Origin of the sequence: Rhizobium grahamii CCGE 502 (assembly GCF_000298315.2) — a bacterium.
Lineage (GTDB): Bacteria > Pseudomonadota > Alphaproteobacteria > Rhizobiales > Rhizobiaceae > Rhizobium > Rhizobium grahamii.
Genome location: NZ_AEYE02000005.1, coordinates 98,043 through 116,169, shown reverse-complemented (window position 1 = coordinate 116,169; position 18,127 = coordinate 98,043). Strand labels below are relative to the sequence as shown.

Sequence of the window (18,127 nt, the reverse complement as noted above, 5' to 3'; positions counted from 1 at the left end):
AATAGCCGGCGCCATTCGGATTTGTCCCGTTCCGCTACAGAAGCAGCCAATCTGGAGCGACTTTGCGACAACTGGTACCATTTTTGCCAAGTTTTATCCTTCATAGTGAAAATCCCGTAAAGAGGACACTCAAAAATCTTCATTCAGCAAGACTTAACCCCGGGCTTGCTAGTTTCGCCGTTCCAGAAACGGGTCAGCAGCCAGTGAGATGACGGGCAGCGCGAAAAAGCTTGCAAGGCGAATTGCCATCACCGGTGGGCTTGAGGCTGCCAACCTCCTGCGTGCGGCCGGTGTGATGCGGGGCGCCCGCGGGCGCGGCGCGATCTTCACGCTCCACCATGTCCGCCCCCAGGAAGTCACTGCGTTCGCTCCCAATGCGCATCTGGAGATCACACCCGAATTCCTCGATCTGGTCCTCGATCGTCTGAAGCGCGACGGCTATCGCTTCGTGGCGCTTGACGAAGTTCCCGCGTTGCTGTCGCAGTCCGCGTCAAGCCAACCTTTCGCGGCGTTCACGCTCGATGACGGTTACCGCAACAATCTTGTCTATGCCTTGCCTATCTTCGAGAGACACGACGCGCCCTTCACCATCTTCGTCGCCAAAGGCCTTTCCGAACGCACCCATACGATCTGGTGGGAGACACTTGCGGCGCTTTTGCGTAAGGAGGAAAGGCTCGGCTTCGATTTCGGCAATGGCCATGAGATATTGGATATCGCAACGGTTGCCTTGAAGGAGCATGCGTTCGCGCGTTTCGCGAGCCATCTTCATCGCCATGACGAAAGCGCCGTGGTGGCAGCCATCGATGCCATGGCGCGGATGCACGAGATCGATCCGCACGAGATCGTTGACGATCTCGTCATGACCCCACCGGAGCTCAATTTGCTGGAAGCCAGTCCCCTCGCCTCCCTTGGCGCGCATACGATCAGCCACAGGGCGATGTCCCGCCTTTCCGACCAGGAGGTTCGCGACGAGATGGAAACCTCGCGCGACTATGTCGCTGCGATCGCAGGCGCCCGACCGGGCTGCTTCGCCTATCCCTATGGCACGCGCCAGGCTGTCACGCAGAGGCAGGCGGCGATCGCACGCGAGGTCGGCTTTGATATTGCCGTGACGACACAGCCCGGCGTCGTCACCCCGCGCTCGATCGGCCACATCACCCATCTGCCGAGGCTATCGGTCAACGGCCTCTATCAGAACGTGCGCCATGTTTCCGGCCTTGCTTCCGGCATCCCTTTCCGGTTTGCATCGAGCAAGGTGTGACCATCCTGTTGATCAGGGATACATCCGAACCTTCGTCCAGTTGTCTTCCGGCGAGGCCCGGCGAAACTCGATGCGATCGTGCAGACGGAACTTCTGGTCCTTCCAGAACTCGATCGACACCGGCCGAATCCGGAAGCCGGACCAATGCGCCGGACGCGGAATCTCCCCGATCGCGTAGCGGGCGGTATATTCAGCTACAGCTTTCTCGAGCGCGAACCGGCTTTCCAGCGGCCGTGACTGCTTCGATGCCCAGGCACCGATCCGGCTGCCGCGAGCCCGCGTCTTGAAGTAAGCATCCGCTTCTTCATCGCTGACGATTTCCACAGGCCCCCGCAAGCGAACCTGCCGGCGCAGCGTTTTCCAGTGGAAGCACATCGCCGCTTTTTTCTGCCCGAGGATTTCCTGGCCTTTCTGGCTCTCGAAATTCGTGTAGAAGACAAAACCCTCGTGATCGAATCCCTTAAGGAGAACCATGCGGACATTGGGAAGGCCGTCCTCGTCGACCGTCGCAAGTGCTACCGCATTCGGGTCATTGATCTCGGAAGCCTCCGCTTCCTTCAGCCACTCGGCAAAAAGATCGAACGGTTCGTTTCGCTCGGTGAAGTCACCGCTTATTAACTCATTTGCCGACATATTAGCTCAAATGCCCCGGGTTTATTCGAAGTTTGCCCAGCTTTTAGCTACTGGACAGGACGCAGGGTGGAAGTCATAGCAAAGTCAGATCGTCATACAAAGGGTCTGCTGCGTCGCAGTGCGGCCTTCTGCGTTGTCGGCACGGCGGTGCTCTCCCTCTCCGGTTGCGTCTCCAGCGGCCTTGATCTTTTCAGCAGTTCGAAGGTCGACCGCTCGGTTGCGACGGGCACGGTGCCGCAGCCGGCACCCACGAGTGACTCGATTTCCGACGAGATGACGGTCGGCAACGCCGTGACATCGGCCGACATCCAGAGACTAGAGGGACGTCCCCTTCCCTGGGCCAACGCTTCGACCGGAAGCGCCGGCGTTATCGACACCATCGTCGAGAATACCGATTCCGGCCATGTCTGCCGACAGTTCCGTACGACGCGCCACTCCTATGTCGGAATTGCAAAATTCTATGGCAAGACCTGCTTGGTCGGCGGCGGCAACTGGCAGCTCCTGAGTTTCCAGCCGGAAAGCTGAATGCCCTGCGACGCATGCTTAGCGCGTGCTCTCACCTCTTTTGATGTTTAGCAAAAGGCTAACCATTCGGCGCAAAAGCGAGATACCCGCCACGTCGGATAAGAACTGATTAGCATCTTTTCCTGACAATCGTTCCTCATGTGCGCCAGATTTATCCTCAGGATGAGCTCGGGCGCCGAACGAGAGGCTTCGGGGTGCCAGGGCAAGGGCAGGCACACCGCATCGGAACACCGGCGGTTTGGGACATGCGCGATCCTTATAAGATTTTGGGCGTCAAGCGCGACGCGGGGCAGGACGAAATCAAAGCAGCCTGGCGCAATATGGCCAAGGCGGTTCACCCTGATCACAATCAGGGCGACCCGACGGCGAGCGCTCGCTTTGCGGAAATCGGCCGCGCCTATGAGACATTGAAGGATCCAAAGAAACGGAGCCTCTTTGACAATGCCGCCCGGCTGGCCGAGGCCAAAGCTAAGGAAGGCACGATCATGCAGCAGCGGCAGGCGGCTCGCGAAGCCGCCGTTCGTGCCAAGGCGGCCCAGGCCAATGCCGAGCGCGTGATGGAAGAACTTGCGCGCGCCGCTGCACAGAAGGCGGCAGCGGACACGGCCAAGCAGCAAAAGACAGGCGCGGCGGAGCCGCCGGAAGAAGTGATCGAGCGCATCTTCGGCACGCAGGCGCGCGCTGCGGCCGGTGGCGGCCGCGCCCAGGCCTTTTCCGCCGGTGCTCCAAAGCGGCAGGAAGCAGAGGCTGCAACAGCAGACAAACAACCGGATGCCGCCAAGGCCGAGGCTGAACAGCAGCAAGCCGCCGATGAGGCCGCCGCCCAGGCTTCCGCCGTCATGCAGCCGCTGAGCTTGCTGACGTCGCTCGTTCGCCGCTTTACCGGCGGCGGCACAGCCGCGCCCGAGAAAGCGCCGGACCAGTTCGTAACGAAGACCGTCACAGTCGATGAGGTTATCAAAGGGAGCTGGGTGACCGTCGACCTCGGTGAAGGCCGCGATGGCGGATTTGCGCTGGCCGCCGGGACGACTGAAGGTCACCAGGTGCGCCTGAAGGGCCAGGGCCACAAGCTTGCCGGGATGCAGCGCGGCGATGCCGTCGTCAACATTCACATTGCCCCTGACGACCGGTTCACAGTCGTTGGCTTCGACCTGCACACGGTACTGCCGGTGACGATCGAAAATGCCGTACTCGGAACCGAGGCGCGGATCGAGGGGCCCAATGGCCCCATCAACGTCACGGTTCCCGCGTGGTCGGGCTCCGACAAGACGATCCGAATCCCTGGTCAAGGGCTCGCGAACGCCGACGGCGGCAGGGCTGATCTCGTGGTCGAGCTGCGCATTATGTTGTGGGAAAAACCCGACGACAAAGTCACCGATTTGATGCGCAGCATGAAGAACGGGCTGTTTTTGTGAACTTTTGGTGACACGCGCACCCTTTGTTACGATCCCTAACAGTTGATGATTGCTGCCAATCTTGAACCGATTAGCAGCCTATGCCATAGGCAGGACCGATCAGAATTCCTTAGGGGGCGAAATATGGCTCAGGCAACAGGCCTCATGTCAGGCAAGCGCGGCGTCATCATGGGCGTTGCCAACAATCGTTCGATTGCGTGGGGTATTGCCAAGGCTATTCATGCACAGGGCGGCGAAATCGCCTTTACTTACCAGGGCGACGCACTGAAAAAGCGCGTGGAACCGCTGGTTGCCGAAGTAAATGGCGTTCTTGCCGGACATTGCGATGTCAGCGACGAGTCGACCATCGATGCTGTCTTCGACCACGTCGAAAAGCTGTGGGGCAAGATCGACTTCATCGTTCACGCGATCGGCTTTTCGGACAAGGACGAGCTGACCGGCCGTTATGTCGACACCTCGGCTGACAACTTCAACAAGACGATGCAGATCTCCGTCTATTCCTTCACCTCGGTCGCGCGTCGCGCCGAGAAGCTGATGACGGACGGCGGCTCGATGCTGACGCTGACCTACTATGGCGCCGAAAAGGTCATGCCGAACTACAACGTCATGGGCGTTGCCAAAGCGGCATTGGAAGCGAGCGTGAAGTACCTTGCGGTTGATCTCGGACCGAAGAACATTCGCGTCAACGCCGTTTCTGCCGGACCGATCAAAACGCTTGCCGCCTCTGGCATCGGCGACTTCCGCTACATCCTGAAGTGGAACGAATACAATGCACCGCTGCGTCGTACCGTAACGATCGAAGAAGTGGGTGATGTCGGCCTGTACCTGCTCTCCGACCTCTCGCGTTCGGTTACCGGCGAGGTCCATCACGCCGACAGCGGATACCACGTCATCGGCATGAAGGCGGTAGACGCGCCCGACATTTCCGTCATAAAGGACTGATCGCACTCCTTTGCTGCGTCGTGCTCGCGACCCCTTCTTCGCGACAGCGGTTGAGGGGCTGCGCGCCTAACGGAGCCGATTTTGCTTATCTACGTCGTCAGACATGGCCAGACAGACTGGAACGCCGAGCGTCGCCTGCAAGGGCAGAAGGATATTCCGCTCAATGCGATCGGCAGGGCGCAGGCCTGGCAGAACGGCATTGACCTCGCAGAAATCCTCAAGGTCGAGGCCATCCCCTTCGATTTCGTCGCAAGCCCGCTCGCACGCACCCGCGCCACGATGGAAATCATGCGTGAGGCAATGGGTCTTCCATCGAAATCCTATCGGACCGACGAGCGACTGGTCGAGGTGTCCTTTGGCGATTGGGAAGGCTTCACGATCAAGGAATTGAAAGCGACAGCCCGGGACCGCGTCACCGAGCGCAATCTCAACAAGTGGGATTTCATTCCGCCGGGAGACAACGCGGAAAGCTATGAAATCATGTCGTGGCGCGTTGCATCCTGGCTGAATTCCGTCGACAAACCAACGGCTTGCGTGACACACGGCGGCGTCATACGCAGTCTTTTCAGGACGATTGCCGGCTTGCCAAAGGACGAGGCTGCTGAAGGTGAGATCCCACAAGACCGCATCCTGAAGATCGATCGCGACAAGGGATTGATTGGCTGGATCTAGGTCGAATTACTGAACGACGTCGAGATCGTTGATGACGCGCTTGCCGTCTACCTCAGTGTAGAAGACGATAACCTTCACACCTGCCTTCAGCCCCTCGAAATTGAACTCTTCCGGTGCCTGATAGGTTTTTCCGTCATCGAGGGTCAGGCTAAGGTTGGTCATATCGACCTTCTTGATGGTCGCCTCGACGTCCGCGCTTTCGGCAAATCCGCTTATCGGCGACAAGAAACTGGCGGTGGCCAAAAGCGTGGCTACTACGAAGCGCATGGCTGCATTCCCTCGAAAACGCGACTCGATAATCCAACTGCGCACAGATAACCTCCCGAATATGGCGAAATTTGCCCTGAAGAATGACGCGCTGCGCCAAATTGGTGAAGAGTATTTTAACAATAACGCCATCGTTTCGTTAATTGCATTCCCAGTAGGCTTTTGTGTTCGCCAAAGAGGATTTGCGGGAAATCGTAAATTAACGGCTTCTATTTAAAGTCGTCCCGAACATGGGAGACTGGGTTTTGCTATTTGGCCTTAAAGACAGCAACACGCTGCTGCGCGTCTTCAGGCATACCCGTATTGCCCTCCTGGTTTCCGTCCTCGTCGCTATTGTTGTCGTCATCGTCGGCTTCGGGCTCGACCGCGCCAATACTGCCACTCATCTGCGCGAGCTAACTATTCGAACCGAAAACGAGATTAGTTTGATTCGGGCGCGGATGACTGCGCAGATCAACATGGACATCACGGTCGTACGCGACCTGGCGAACATGGTCGCGGTCAACTCGAGCGTAAACGCCGAGGAGATGGAGCGTCAGATCAACTGGCTGCTTATCCAGAACCCGCACTTCCTGAATGTCGCCATAGCGCCCAATTTCATCGTCGGCGCCGTCTATCCGCCGCAGGCCGCGGACGAACGGGTGGGTAGTGACGTCCGCGATGGTCTCTCCGCCCGTCAATCGGTGACGCGCACGACAGGTGCCCAGCAAGCGCGCTTCTACGGGCCGATCACCACGACCGACGGCAAGGAGGCCTTCGCAGTCTTCTTTCCAGTCTTTGTGAAGGAGAACGGGCAACGCCGCATCTGGGGCGCCGTCGAAGTGATGGTCGACGCCGACTTGTTCTACCAGAATACCGGATTGAAGCCCGCGCGAAACAGCGAAAACCAGGAGAAATATCCGCATCTCGATCACCTCTCGATCGCAGTGCGCGACCTTGGTCTGGCGGACGGCGCGACGACGCCCTTTTTCGGCTCGCCGGATCTGCGCGACAAGCAGCCGGTGACACGCAAGATCGCCTTTGCCGGCGGACGCTGGGAGATCGCGGCCGTTCCGACGACAGGTTGGAACGCGGTTCCGGAAAACCAGTCAGAGCTTCGGCTGATCATCGCTGCCGCGGGCTGCATCACGATCATCCCCGTCTTCTTTGCGACCCTGCTGCTCGGCGAGCGCAACCGCAATATCGCGCAGCTCAAGGTGCGTGAGGCGACCTTGCTGAAACTGTCGCAACGCCTCAACCTTGCGCTGGAATCGTCGAATATCGGCATATGGGAACTGCATGATCACGGGCATACCCTGTTCTGGGATGCTCGCGCCGCTGCGCTGCACGGCAAGCCAGCTCAAGACGGCAGCCATTCGCTGGAAGACTGGCTTGCCGCGATCCTCCCCGAGGATCGACACATCGCGGAAGTACACTTCTTCCACTACAACGTCGCCGGCTCCGCATATGAGACGCAATACCGTGTTGTCACTGAGAACGGAGCAGTCCGGCACCTACGCTCGATCGGCTCCTTCTACACCGACGCTGCCGGCGACGACAAAACCATCGGCATCGTCTGGGATGTCACCGCCGATGCCGAGGCAGCGGAAACGTTGCGCAAGGCGAAGGATGTCAGCGACATCAAGAATGCCGAACTCGAAATGGCGCTGGACGAACTGTCACGGCGCGAGGCAGAGCTTTCGGAACTCTCTGGCAAGCTGGACCTGGCGCTCGACTCCTATCAGTGCGGTATCTGGGAAGCCACGCTCGGGGACGAAGGCTCGATCTGGGACGAGCGCATGCACGAACTCTATGGACTGCCTCCAAGGGTCGGCTTCATGACCGAGCCGGTCTGGCTCTCCTGCATTCTGCCGGAAGATCGGGCACTCGCTGTCGAAAGCGCGCGCCATTTCATGCAGATCGGCGACACGCACACCCTGATCTGCCGCGTTCCAGTCGAGGACGGCTCGATGCGCTATGTCCGCTCCACGGGCAAGGTCCACCAAACGCCGAGCGGCAAATTGAAGATTATCGGCGTTGCCTTCGACATTACCGAGGATGCGCTGATGACGGCGCAGCTCAAGGCCGCCAAGGACGAGGCGATCGCCAAGAACATCGAGCTCGAGATTGCCAAGAACCGTATCGAACACAACGCATTGCACGATCCGCTGACGGCGCTCGCCAACCGCCGCAAGCTGGATATCGCACTCGAAACACTGACGATGGATGGACGCAAGGAACGGCAGAAGTTCGCCATCCTTCATATCGACCTCGACAGGTTCAAGGAAATCAACGACACGCTCGGGCATGCCGCCGGTGACGCCATGCTGATCCACGCATCAAGGGTACTCTCGAGCAATCTGCGCCGCGACGACCTGGTGGCGCGCATCGGCGGCGACGAATTCGTCATTCTCGCGCTGAACGCCAATGACGCCGATATGTCGGCGCTTGCCGGCCGCATCATCGAACAAATGCGCCAGCCGATCGACTTCGAAGGGTTTGCCTGCCGTTGCGGCGTCTCCATCGGTATCGCGCTCGCCAATGGCGTACACGTCGATGCCCGCAAAGTGCTGATCAACGCCGACATCGCCCTCTATCGCGCCAAAAGCCAGGGACGGAACCGCTACGAGTTCTTCACCCACAATCTGCAGGCCGACATCATCAATAACAAGCGCTTGGCAGACGAGATTCTCGCCGGCATCGAGAACGGCGAGTTCACCGCCTGGTACCAGCCGCAGTTTTCCGCGCGCACCATGCAGCTCACCGGCGTCGAAGCTCTGGTTCGTTGGCAGCATCCGTCTCGCGGGCTGTTGACGCCGGACAAGTTCCTGAAGATCGCCGACGAGATCAACGTCGTCCAGACGCTCGACCGGATCGTTCTCGACACTGCTCTGAGGGACAAGATGCGCTGGACAGCACGGGGCGTCACCATTCCGAAGATTTCGGTCAACGTCTCGGCACGACGGCTGCATGATGAAATGCTGGCACAATCGCTGAGCGGCCTGCAGATGCGCCCCGGCGAACTCTCATTCGAACTGGTCGAGTCGATCTTCCTCGACGAAAGCGAGGACGTGGCCGCCCATAACCTCGAGCGCATCAAGGCACTCGGGATCGATATCGAGATCGACGATTTCGGAACGGGTCATACGTCGATCGTCAGCCTCCTCAAGCTGAAGCCGAAACGGTTGAAGATCGACCGGCAGCTGGTTCAGCCGATCATGAATTCGCCGCAGGAGCGCGCGCTGGTCAGCTCGATCATCGACATCGCCCGCTCGCTCGGCGTCGAAACGGTGGCCGAAGGCGTCGAAACGGCAGCGCATGCCACCCTCCTTGACGAACTTGGCTGCGACCTTCTGCAAGGCTATGCCTTCTCCCGCCCGCTGTCCTTCGAGGATTTCACACAGATGGCGATCGAAAGCTCCTGGCGCATCGCCTCCTGAGGCCATCGTTTACAATCCGCGGAAACACCATTTCCTTTCGTTGGCCGTTTCAAGCAAAGAAAGGCTTTTGCCGCCGCGTTTTTTTGGCCTATGAGTGTCGCGCATTTTCAGATGAAGGACGCCGCCGGTGATGACCGGTTGGCGTGATCCGGTCGGGACACATGTCGCACAATACATTCGGTCATCTCTTCCGCGTAACCACCTGGGGCGAGAGCCACGGCCCGGCGCTCGGTTGCGTCGTCGACGGCTGCCCTCCCGGTCTGCGCTTCAAGCTCGAGGATATTCAGGTCTGGCTCGACAAGCGAAAGCCCGGCCAATCGCGCTTTGTGACGCAACGTCGCGAGGCCGATCTGGTCAAGGTGCTGTCCGGGGTCATGCTGGACGCCGACGGCGAGACGATGATTTCGACCGGCACGCCGATCTCGATGATGATCGAGAACACCGACCAGCGCTCCAAGGATTACGGCGAGATTGCGCGGCAGTACCGGCCCGGCCATGCCGACTACACCTACGATGTGAAATACGGCATCCGCGACTATCGCGGCGGCGGCCGTTCCTCGGCCCGCGAAACCGCGGCGCGCGTGGCGGCGGGCGGCATCGCCCGTCTTGTCGTGCCTGACGTCAAGGTGCGCGGCGCGTTGGTGCAGATCGGCAAGCACAAGATCAACCGCCAGAACTGGGATTGGGATCAGGTCGACCAGAATCCGTTCTTCGCGCCTGATGCCGCGATCGTACCCGTCTGGGAAGAATATCTCGATGGCATCCGCAAGAACGGCTCATCGATCGGTGCCGTCGTCGAGGTCGTGGCCGAAGGCGTGCCGGCAGGTCTCGGCGCCCCGATCTATGGCAAGCTCGACCAGGACATCGCCTCGCTGCTGATGTCGATCAACGCCGTCAAAGGCGTCGAGATCGGGAACGGCTTCGAAGCCGCCGAGATCACCGGCGAGGAAAACGCCGACGAAATGCGCATGGGCAATGACGGCAAGCCCTTGTTCTTGTCGAACAAGGCCGGCGGCATCCTTGGCGGCATCTCGACCGGCCAGCCGGTTATCGCGCGCTTCGCCATCAAGCCGACCTCGTCGATCCTGACCGAGCGTCAATCCATCGATGCCGACGGCAAGAATGTCGATATCCGCACCAAGGGACGGCATGATCCGTGCGTCGGCATCCGCGCCGTGCCGATCGGCGAGGCGATGGTCGCCTGCGCCATCGCCGACCATTACCTCCGTGACCGCGGCCAGACCGGCCGGCTGAAATAGGAAATACAGATATGCCTTACGATCAGAAGCGCGTCGTCGATGCTATCAGGGCCTTCGAGGCCGGCGAAATCGTCGTGGTGATGGATGACAACGACCGCGAGAACGAAGGCGACCTGATCGTTGCGGCCGTTCACTGTACAGCGGAGAAGATGGCGTTCATCGTCCGTCACACCTCCGGCATCGTCTGCACGCCGATGCCGAAGGAGGAAGCTCGTCGGCTCAACCTCAATGCGATGGTTGCCGAAAACGACTCGGCGCACACGACAGCCTTCACCGTTTCGGTAGACTTCAAGCATGGCACGACGACAGGCATTTCGGCCGATGACCGGACGCTTACCGTGCGCAATCTCGCCAACCCCAATGTCGGCGCTGCGGACTTCGTGCGTCCGGGCCACATCTTCCCGCTCGTCGCGCGTGAGGGCGGCGTACTGATGCGTTCCGGCCATACGGAAGCCGCTGTTGATCTCTGCAAGCTCGCCGGCCTTCCGCCGATCGGCGTCATCTGCGAACTCGTCAACGACGACGGCACCGTCACGCGTGGTCCACAGGTCGTCGAATTCGCGGAGACGCACGGCCTCAAGCTGGTGTCGGTTGCCGACCTGATCGCCTACCGCCAACGCAAGGAGACGCTGATCGAGCTCGGTCAGAGCTTCGACATCGAAACGCCCTTCGGCAAGGCCAAGGCACACACCTATTCGCTCCCTTGGGATACGATGCAGCACCTCGCCGTCGTTTTCGGCGACATCCGCGACGGTATCGACATTCCGGTTCGTCTGCATCCGGAGAATGTCGCCGACGACCTGTTCGGAAAACGCCGGCCTGTTGACCACTACATGAAGAAGATTACCGAGGAAGGCCGAGGCATCATCGTCTACCTGCGCGAAGGCTCCGTCGGAGTTGGCCACCATGACAGCGGTCGCAAAGCGCGCAGCCAAGGCCGAGAGGCACATGCAGAGGCCCAGGTCCGCGACAGCGAGTGGCTGGAGATCGGTCTCGGCGCGCAAATCCTCAAGGATCTCGGCGTCTCATCGATCCGGTTGCTGACAAGCCGCGAGCGCCACTACGTCGGCCTCGAAGGCTTCGGCATCAAGATTTCGAAGACCGAGATCTACTAAGCCAGCCATCCGCCGAGATCGGCGACGTTCTCGACGCCTGAGAGCTACGCCAGGCGTTGCAGCTCGGCGTCGACCCAGTCGGCACCGCCTGCTTCACGCTCAAGCGGCGATGCGCTTGAAGCGGCCCCTGACGTTTTCGATATAATATTTTCCCGGCGATTGGGAGGTGACCATGGCGATCACCTCTGATTCCGCCACGCCCTCGAACTGCCGCTCTTCGCCATTGCTCAGGCAGACACGAAGCCGGCCATCCTCCTGGCTGAAATAGACCGCATCGATCAGCGTCGATTTCACCGCCAACGGCTCCATCTTCGCCAGCCGTCCGGCGCGTGTGATGATCGTGGCGGCGCGCGCATCGCGCCGCTTGCGCAGCAAGGCCCTCACTTCACGGCGAAGGCTGTTCAGTGCCGCCAATGCGGCGAATTTGATGGCTCGTGTTTTCATGCAGCCAACCTACGCAGGCGGCTCTTAAAGAGTTCAAGACAAGTATGGTAAAGCCAGCATCAATATTAATTCTTTGTAATTGCGATGAAATTTCATAAAATATCGAGTATCGACGAGCGCCGTTCAGCCTTGCCAACCATCCATTAGAACGACCTGTCCAACGCCGGTGAATTTGGCCAGTCGGTCAAGTTCGGCGAGCAGCTTTTCGATCCGCCCGGCCGACGAGCGTACTCCCGGTTCCAGCCACAGACGCTTGACGTCGAGGCTTCCGCCTTTGCGATCGGCCTTCATGTCGATGCGGCCGATCAGCTTGTCGCCTTCGAGCAACGGGAAGACATAATAACCGTATTCCCGCTTCGGCTCAGGCACGAAAACCTCGATGCGATAGAAGAAGCCGAAGAGCCGCTCGGTGCGGTTGCGATCGCGGATCATCGGATCGAAGGGGCTGAGCACGCGCACGCGCGGCGGCGCGTCGGGATAGTCCTGAATGCTCGTGAGCAGATCGGGGAAGGCCCAGGAAGGGCGCGGCTTTCCACCGAGCGCCGGCTCGATCAGGACCTCGGCCAACTCGTCGCGATGCGCGTTGACCCAAGCCTTGGCTTCGTCCGGCGACAGCAGATCCCAGAAGGCGGCGATCTCGCCATGCGTGGCAAAGCCAAGGCGGGTCAGCGCGCTGCGGCAGGCCCAGTCGACGAACTCCTCGTAACTGACCTCCGGCTCGTGAAACTCGGCGGGAATGACGCGTTCGACGAGATCGTAGATCTTCTGAAAGTTGGAGCGTCCGGCGATGGCGAACTTGCCGGTGCGCCAGAAATATTCCAGCGCCGTCTTGTTGGGGTGCCAGTTCCACCAACCGCCGGAAACGTGCCCGTCCGCCTTGATCTCGCGTGCCATGATGGCGCCATCGCGCGTGACGCGTTCAAATGTCTCGTCGAAGGCGTGCTCGAACCCCTCCCCTTGCCATTTTCGCCAACGCTCGCCGATCACCTCTTCCTCATGGCGAAACTTGTGTTTCCAGTATCGGAAGAAGGCGCTGGGCAGGATCGAGGCATCATGCGTCCAATGCTCGAACAACGAGCCTTCCTTCTCCAGTAGCGACGTCAGGTGCTCGCGCTTGTAGGTCTGGTTGCGGGAAAAGAGAATCTGGTGATGGGCCCGCTCGACCGTCTGGATGCTGTCCACCTGCACGAAGCCGAGTTCGTGGATGAGCTCCAGCAGGCCGGCCTTCGTCAGCGCCTTGTTCGGCGGCGCGCTCAGGCCCTGCTTGGCGAGGAATATGCGGCGGGCATCGGAATTCGAAATGAGATTCGTCATGTGCACATCATAGAACGGAAAATGTTCCTAGCTACCCGGTAAGTCGGCACGACCATCAAGTAGGAGCGGCCGGCATTCATTGCGAGATTTTGAGCTTTCAAAGCTCGAAATTCGTTATAGAACGGCCTCTCAATTCACGAGGGACCAGGTGGATATCCGTTTCGAAGGCGCAGGGGTCAGCTATGGTGCGCGCGTCGCGCTGGCGCCGGTGACGCTGCAGCTCACAGAAAAGCGCATCGGCATCATCGGCCTCAACGGCTCGGGCAAGACGACCTTTGCGCGCCTGATCAATGGCCTGACAAAGCCGAGTGTCGGGCGTGTGATCGTCAACGGTCGCGATACGGCCGACGCCAAGGCCGTCCTCACCGATGTCGGCTTCATCTTCCAGTCACCACAAAACCAGATCATCCTGCCGGTTGTACGCGACGATATCGCCTTCGGCCTGAAGAGCCGCGGCTACAAACCGGCGGAGATCGCGTCGAAGGTGGAAGCGGTCCTGCAGCGCTTCAGCGCCGCTCATCTCGCTGACCGCCGGGCGCACGAGCTTTCGGGCGGGGAACTCCAACTCGCAGCTCTCTGCTCTGTGCTCGCGACAGGTCCAGACATTCTCATTCTGGACGAGCCGACCAACCAGTTGGACCTAAAGAATCGCGGTCTCGTACACGGGTTGGTGGATGGCCTTCCCGAGAGCGCGATCGTCATCAGCCATGATCTCGAGTTGCTCACCGGCTACGAGCGTGTGCTGGTTTTCCACGAAGGCAATCTCGTCGCTGATGCGCAGGCCGGCGAAGCGATCCGCCGCTACAGGGAGATCGCGAGCCGATGAAGTCGCTTTTCGTCGAAGGCAACAGCGGCATGCATCGGGTTTCGGCCCGCGCCAAGCTGCTTGTACTTGCGGCCCTCGGCGTCATGCTCTTCCTTACGGCGAACCTGATGTTGCTTGCCCTGGCCGTGCTGGCGGCGGCCGCGGTCTACTTCAGCATCGGCCTTCCGCCACGATCGGCGCTCGCGCGGCTGAAGCCGATCTTCCTGACGATCCTCATCGTTGCCTTGTTCAGCCTTGCCTTCAATCCCTGGCATGTCGCGATCGTTGCCCTGCTGCGTCTGACGGCGTTGATGCTTTTTGCCACTGCCGTGACGGCAACGACGACGATTGCGCAATTCATCGACGAAATTACCCTGCTTGCCCGGCCGCTCGAGCGCCTCGGACTTCTCCGGGCCGACGATGTCGGCCTCGCCGTCGGGCTCGTTGTCCGCTTCGTTCCCGAGATCCTCGATCGTTATCGCGCCATCCGCGAGGCTCACGCGGCGCGTGGCATCAAGGTGCGGCCAACAACCGTGCTCGTACCGCTGATCATTCTGACGCTGAGGGATGCGGATAACATTGCGGCGGCAATTGACGCGCGCGGCGTTCGGCGGCATGTCAATTGAGAACTCGCTAACAGGAGCCCCGCATGAGCACTCGCGACCTCGTTCTCTCCGCCCTCTTCGCGGCTATCATCGTCGCACTCGGCATTCTGCCGCCGATCACGCTCGGCTTCATTCCGGTGCCGATCACGGCGCAGTCGTTGGGAGTCATGATGGCCGGTGTCGTGCTCGGCGCGCGCCGAGGCACCATTGCCGTCCTGATCGTCCTCGTGCTTGTCGCAATCGGCCTTCCGGTGCTTTCCGGTGGCCGCGGCGGGCTTGCTGCTTTCGCCGCACCGACCACCGGCTTCCTGATCGGCTGGGTGCTCGCCGCTTTCGTCACCGGTTATCTCAGCGAGCGACTGGTCAAGTCAGAGCAATCGGCGCTGGTGCAGACCGTCGGTTTCTTCCTCGCAGCGATGATCGGCGGCATCGTGGTCCTCTACGCCTGCGGCATCGTCTATCTGGCGTTCGCCGCCCAGCTTGGCCTTTCCAAGGCGTTTTTGGGTTCGATGGCTTTTATCCCCGGCGACGTCGTCAAGGCGTTCGTTGCAGCACTCGTCGGCCGTGCCGTCATGGTCGGCTATCCCCTCCTGCCAGTGCGTAGCTAGTCGACGAAACCATAAAGCCAGTCGCGCGTGTCTTCCGGAAGCGCGACCGGCGACCGATCTTGGCGTGAGCGCGCCTGCCAGATGATTTCGACTTCGGCGGCGCGCTCACCGCCGGTATCGGCTGCGATGATGAAGCCGACCGAACGCACACCGATCTTGTCGACCGAGGCGGTGAACACGACCCGCTCATCGTAATGCAGCGGCCGATGGAGGATGCAGGTCACCTTGCTGGCAATGTAAAGTGGTTCGCTCTCAAGCTGAGGCCGCGACGACCAGAAGGTCGCCAGCACGGACTCGGCATAGGAAATGTAGGAACCCAAAAATACCTGGCCGTTCATGTCGACGTCGCGGAACGGCACATTCATCTCAACGGTGCGCGTGACCTCGGTCATTGATCTTTCTACCAAATTTCCCCTTCGTAAACACTAGCCGTGAGCCCGTCCGAAGTAAACGGAGGACCGATGAGGCGATCGTCCCATGCGCTTGTTGAAATCGCCGGCTTGAACCCCATCTGCTGTGGATCATGACGGGACGGATAGATAGAGTGATCCCATGACCACCCGCCTTTACGAGCACCCGATCTTCCTGGAACACGTGACGCCCGCCGGCCACCCCGAGCGGTCCGACCGCCTGCGGGCGATCAACGTGGCGCTCGAGCATCCGAACTTCGCGGGGCTTGACCGCAAGCGCGCACCGCAGGCCGCCGAGGAAGCCGTTCTGCTCGCCCATCCCGAAGAGCACCTGTTGGCAGTGCTGCGCCAAGTGCCGGAAGAGGATGGCGAGATCAATCAGCTGGAGGCCGATACCTATGCCAGCCGAAAGAGCTTCGAGGCGGCGCTGACCGGGATCGGCGGCGCGATGGCCGCGGTCGATGACGTCTTTACCGGCAAGGCCGACAACGTCTTCGTCGCGGCCCGCCCACCCGGCCACCATGCCGAAAAATCGACGGCGATGGGCTTCTGCTTCTTCAACAATGCTGCGATCGCCGCCCGCCATGCCCAGAAGGCGCACGGCGCGGAGCGCGTGGCGATCGTCGACTGGGACGTGCACCACGGCAACGGCACGCAGGACATCTTCTGGGACGATCCATCGGTTCTCTTCTGCTCGACGCACCAGATGCCGCTCTATCCCGGCACCGGTGCAAAGGACGAGAACGGCAAGCACGGCACCATCGTCAATGCGCCGCTGTCGCCGAATGTCGGCAGCGATCACTTCCGCGAGGCGTTCAAATCGCGGGTGCTTCCGGCGCTTTCAGATTTCCGGCCCGACCTGATTATCATCTCCGCGGGCTTCGATGCGCATCACCGCGATCCGCTGGCGCAGATCAACCTCGTCGGCGAGGATTTCGACTGGGCGACCGGGCGTCTGCTCGAGGTGGCCGACAAAAGTGCCGGAAACCGGGTCGTCAGCCTTCTGGAAGGCGGCTATGATCTCGAAGGCCTCGCCGAATCGGCCGGCCTGCATATTCTAAGAATGATGAAGGGTTGAGTATGACTGACAGCGCCAAGCCGGAGGTTTCCGGTCTTTCTTTCGAGAAGGCCGTGGCAGAACTCGAAAGCATCGTCGCCCGCCTGGAACGCGGCGACGTGGCGCTGGATGAATCGATCGAGATCTACGAGCGCGGCGAAGCGCTGAAGAAGCATTGTGAAACGCTGCTTTCGGCCGCCGAAAACCGCATCGAAAAGATCCGTCTCGACCGCGCTGGGAAGCCACAGGGCGTGGAGCCGCTGGACGGCGCATAAGCTGACGCACCTGAAATCGTCATCATCCTGAACGGAGCGTCGCCTTTCGGGCGACAAGTTTTCCTAGTCCGCCATCGTCAATCGGGCTAGCGTAGAACGAACGCTCATCGGAGATCTGCGATGTCCTTCTTCCCCGGTAAAGACCCCCTGCCCGGCGATGCCTTCGCCTGCGACGCGATCGAAAACCTAATCATCCCGCGCACCAGCGATCTCGGAGGCTTTCAGGTCCGTCGAGCGCTGCCGACCCGAGAACGGCGGCTCGTCGGACCGTTCATCTTCTTCGACCGCATGGGGCCGGCGATCCTGAAGCCGAACGAGGCTCTGGATGTCCGGCCACACCCGCATATCGGGCTTTCGACGGTGACCTACCTCTTCGACGGCGAAATCCGCCACCTCGACAGCCTCGGCACCGAGAAAGTCATCCGCCCCGGCGACATCAATCTGATGACGGCCGGACGCGGTATCGTTCATTCCGAGCGCACGCCTGATAATCTGCGCGGGCACCCGCTGTTGATGTCGGGCCTGCAGACCTGGCTGGCGCTGCCCGATGACAAGGAGGAGATCGATCCTTCCTTTTCACATACCGAAAAGACGGACATGCCAGTCATCGACGAGCGCGGCATGCGCGGGCGCGTCGTCATCGGCGACTTCGAGGGGATGAAATCGCCGGTCAAGGTCTTCTCCGACACGCTTTATGTCGACATCAGTCTCGAACCCGGCGTGACGTTTCCCTTTGCCGCAGGGCACGAGGAGCGTGCCGCCTACGTGCTGTCAGGCGAGGTCGTGATATCGGGCGATAGGTTTGCCGCCGACCAGCTGCTTGTCTTCCGTCCCAGCGACCAGATTACGCTCGAAGCGGGCAGCCAGGGCTGTCATCTCATGCTGTTCGGCGGAGCAGCGCTGAACTCGAAACGCTACATCTGGTGGAACTTCGTTTCCTCCTCGAAAGAGCGCATCGAAAAGGCGAAGGAAGAGTGGCGGACCGGCAAGTTCGACATCGTTCCGGGGGACGAAGAAGAATTCATACCTTTGCCCGAAGGCTGATCTCCTTTAGAAAGGAGGTACAGCCGTTCTTGAAATCGACTTTTTTCACCGCAATTT

General features: G+C 60.3%; 20 protein-coding genes. 15 read left to right on the top strand and 5 right to left on the bottom strand.

Going from position 1 to position 18,127, the window contains the following annotated elements:
- The first annotated feature begins 208 nt into the window (after positions 1-208).
- A complete protein-coding gene (locus RGCCGE502_RS04595; RefSeq protein WP_016552998.1) occupies positions 209-1,261 on the top strand; it encodes a polysaccharide deacetylase family protein in 1,053 nt (350 codons plus the stop codon).
- A 12-nt stretch (positions 1,262-1,273) separates the two neighbouring features.
- Here the strand turns inward: RGCCGE502_RS04595 and pdxH are convergent, their stop codons facing one another.
- A complete protein-coding gene (pdxH, locus tag RGCCGE502_RS04590; protein ID WP_016552997.1) occupies positions 1,274-1,894 on the bottom strand; it encodes a pyridoxamine 5'-phosphate oxidase in 621 nt (206 codons plus the stop codon).
- Positions 1,895-1,960: 66 nt separating this feature from the next.
- Between pdxH and RGCCGE502_RS04585 the strand changes: the two genes are divergently transcribed.
- The 4 genes from RGCCGE502_RS04585 to RGCCGE502_RS04570 all read left to right on the top strand — a co-directional run bounded on the left by RGCCGE502_RS04585 (position 1,961) and on the right by RGCCGE502_RS04570 (position 5,448).
- Positions 1,961-2,419: an RT0821/Lpp0805 family surface protein gene (locus RGCCGE502_RS04585; protein WP_016552996.1), complete on the top strand. Its 459-nt coding sequence runs from the start codon at positions 1,961-1,963 to the stop codon at positions 2,417-2,419.
- Positions 2,420-2,664: 245 nt separating this feature from the next.
- Entirely contained in the window at positions 2,665-3,834 is a 1,170-nt protein-coding gene (locus RGCCGE502_RS04580) for a DnaJ C-terminal domain-containing protein (RefSeq protein WP_016552995.1), read from the top strand.
- 123 nt (positions 3,835-3,957) lie between these two features.
- Positions 3,958-4,776: an enoyl-ACP reductase FabI gene (gene fabI, locus RGCCGE502_RS04575; RefSeq protein ID WP_016552994.1), complete on the top strand. Its 819-nt coding sequence runs from the start codon at positions 3,958-3,960 to the stop codon at positions 4,774-4,776.
- 81 nt (positions 4,777-4,857) lie between these two features.
- On the top strand, positions 4,858-5,448 hold the full coding sequence (locus RGCCGE502_RS04570; RefSeq protein WP_016552993.1) for a histidine phosphatase family protein: 591 nt from the start codon (positions 4,858-4,860) through the stop codon (positions 5,446-5,448).
- 6 nt (positions 5,449-5,454) lie between these two features.
- On the opposite strand, the gene RGCCGE502_RS04565 is transcribed toward RGCCGE502_RS04570, so the two are convergent.
- On the bottom strand, positions 5,455-5,715 hold the full coding sequence (locus RGCCGE502_RS04565) for a DUF1344 domain-containing protein (RefSeq protein WP_016552992.1): 261 nt from the start codon (positions 5,713-5,715) through the stop codon (positions 5,455-5,457).
- Between RGCCGE502_RS04565 and RGCCGE502_RS37120 the strand changes: the two genes are divergently transcribed.
- From RGCCGE502_RS37120 to ribB, 4 genes are all read left to right on the top strand, one after another.
- The gene (locus RGCCGE502_RS37120) at positions 5,624-5,932 is read left to right on the top strand and encodes a hypothetical protein (RefSeq protein ID WP_176705674.1); all 309 of its coding nucleotides are present in this window, start codon (positions 5,624-5,626) and stop codon (positions 5,930-5,932) included. The two genes, RGCCGE502_RS04565 and RGCCGE502_RS37120, sit on opposite strands and share 92 nt — an antisense overlap.
- A 28-nt stretch (positions 5,933-5,960) precedes the next feature.
- A complete protein-coding gene (locus tag RGCCGE502_RS04560) occupies positions 5,961-9,134 on the top strand; it encodes a bifunctional diguanylate cyclase/phosphodiesterase (RefSeq protein WP_016552991.1) in 3,174 nt (1,057 codons plus the stop codon).
- 161 nt (positions 9,135-9,295) lie between these two features.
- Entirely contained in the window at positions 9,296-10,393 is a 1,098-nt protein-coding gene (aroC, locus tag RGCCGE502_RS04555) for a chorismate synthase (RefSeq protein WP_016552990.1), read from the top strand.
- Positions 10,394-10,404: 11 nt separating this feature from the next.
- Positions 10,405-11,508 carry a 3,4-dihydroxy-2-butanone-4-phosphate synthase gene (ribB, locus tag RGCCGE502_RS04550; RefSeq protein ID WP_016552989.1) on the top strand — a complete coding sequence of 368 codons (1,104 nt, stop codon included), beginning with the start codon at positions 10,405-10,407 and terminating at the stop codon, positions 11,506-11,508.
- Positions 11,509-11,607: 99 nt separating this feature from the next.
- On the opposite strand, the gene RGCCGE502_RS39170 is transcribed toward ribB, so the two are convergent.
- On the bottom strand, positions 11,608-11,952 hold the full coding sequence (locus tag RGCCGE502_RS39170) for a KTSC domain-containing protein (RefSeq protein WP_016552988.1): 345 nt from the start codon (positions 11,950-11,952) through the stop codon (positions 11,608-11,610).
- A 123-nt stretch (positions 11,953-12,075) separates the two neighbouring features.
- Positions 12,076-13,266, bottom strand: a complete 1,191-nt coding sequence (locus RGCCGE502_RS04540; RefSeq protein WP_016552987.1) for a winged helix-turn-helix domain-containing protein — start codon at positions 13,264-13,266, stop codon at positions 12,076-12,078.
- Positions 13,267-13,414: 148 nt separating this feature from the next.
- Here RGCCGE502_RS04540 and RGCCGE502_RS04535 point away from each other — a divergent pair, with 148 nt between their 5' ends.
- Genes RGCCGE502_RS04535 through RGCCGE502_RS04525 form a run of 3 tightly spaced genes read left to right on the top strand, consistent with a single transcriptional unit; the run spans position 13,415 to position 15,284 of the window.
- Positions 13,415-14,092, top strand: a complete 678-nt coding sequence (locus RGCCGE502_RS04535) for an energy-coupling factor ABC transporter ATP-binding protein (RefSeq protein WP_016552986.1) — start codon at positions 13,415-13,417, stop codon at positions 14,090-14,092.
- On the top strand, positions 14,089-14,697 hold the full coding sequence (locus RGCCGE502_RS04530) for a CbiQ family ECF transporter T component (RefSeq protein WP_016552985.1): 609 nt from the start codon (positions 14,089-14,091) through the stop codon (positions 14,695-14,697). Before RGCCGE502_RS04535 ends, RGCCGE502_RS04530 begins: the two co-directional genes overlap by 4 nt.
- A 23-nt stretch (positions 14,698-14,720) precedes the next feature.
- On the top strand, positions 14,721-15,284 hold the full coding sequence (locus RGCCGE502_RS04525) for a biotin transporter BioY (protein ID WP_016552984.1): 564 nt from the start codon (positions 14,721-14,723) through the stop codon (positions 15,282-15,284).
- Here the strand turns inward: RGCCGE502_RS04525 and RGCCGE502_RS04520 are convergent.
- A complete protein-coding gene (locus RGCCGE502_RS04520) occupies positions 15,281-15,676 on the bottom strand; it encodes an acyl-CoA thioesterase (RefSeq protein ID WP_016552983.1) in 396 nt (131 codons plus the stop codon). The two genes, RGCCGE502_RS04525 and RGCCGE502_RS04520, sit on opposite strands and share 4 nt — an antisense overlap.
- Before the next feature lie 160 nt (positions 15,677-15,836).
- Here RGCCGE502_RS04520 and RGCCGE502_RS04515 point away from each other — a divergent pair, with 160 nt between their 5' ends.
- The 3 genes from RGCCGE502_RS04515 (at position 15,837) to RGCCGE502_RS04505 (ending at position 18,070) form a co-directional block, all read left to right on the top strand.
- The gene (locus RGCCGE502_RS04515) at positions 15,837-16,772 is read left to right on the top strand and encodes a histone deacetylase family protein (protein WP_016552982.1); all 936 of its coding nucleotides are present in this window, start codon (positions 15,837-15,839) and stop codon (positions 16,770-16,772) included.
- A gap of 2 nt (positions 16,773-16,774) precedes the next feature.
- Positions 16,775-17,026 carry an exodeoxyribonuclease VII small subunit gene (locus tag RGCCGE502_RS04510; protein WP_003545921.1) on the top strand — a complete coding sequence of 84 codons (252 nt, stop codon included), beginning with the start codon at positions 16,775-16,777 and terminating at the stop codon, positions 17,024-17,026.
- Between the two features lie 120 nt (positions 17,027-17,146).
- Positions 17,147-18,070 (top strand): pirin family protein, encoded by a 924-nt coding sequence (locus RGCCGE502_RS04505; protein ID WP_016552981.1) that lies wholly within the window; start codon positions 17,147-17,149, stop codon positions 18,068-18,070.
- Positions 18,071-18,127 lie beyond the last annotated feature (57 nt).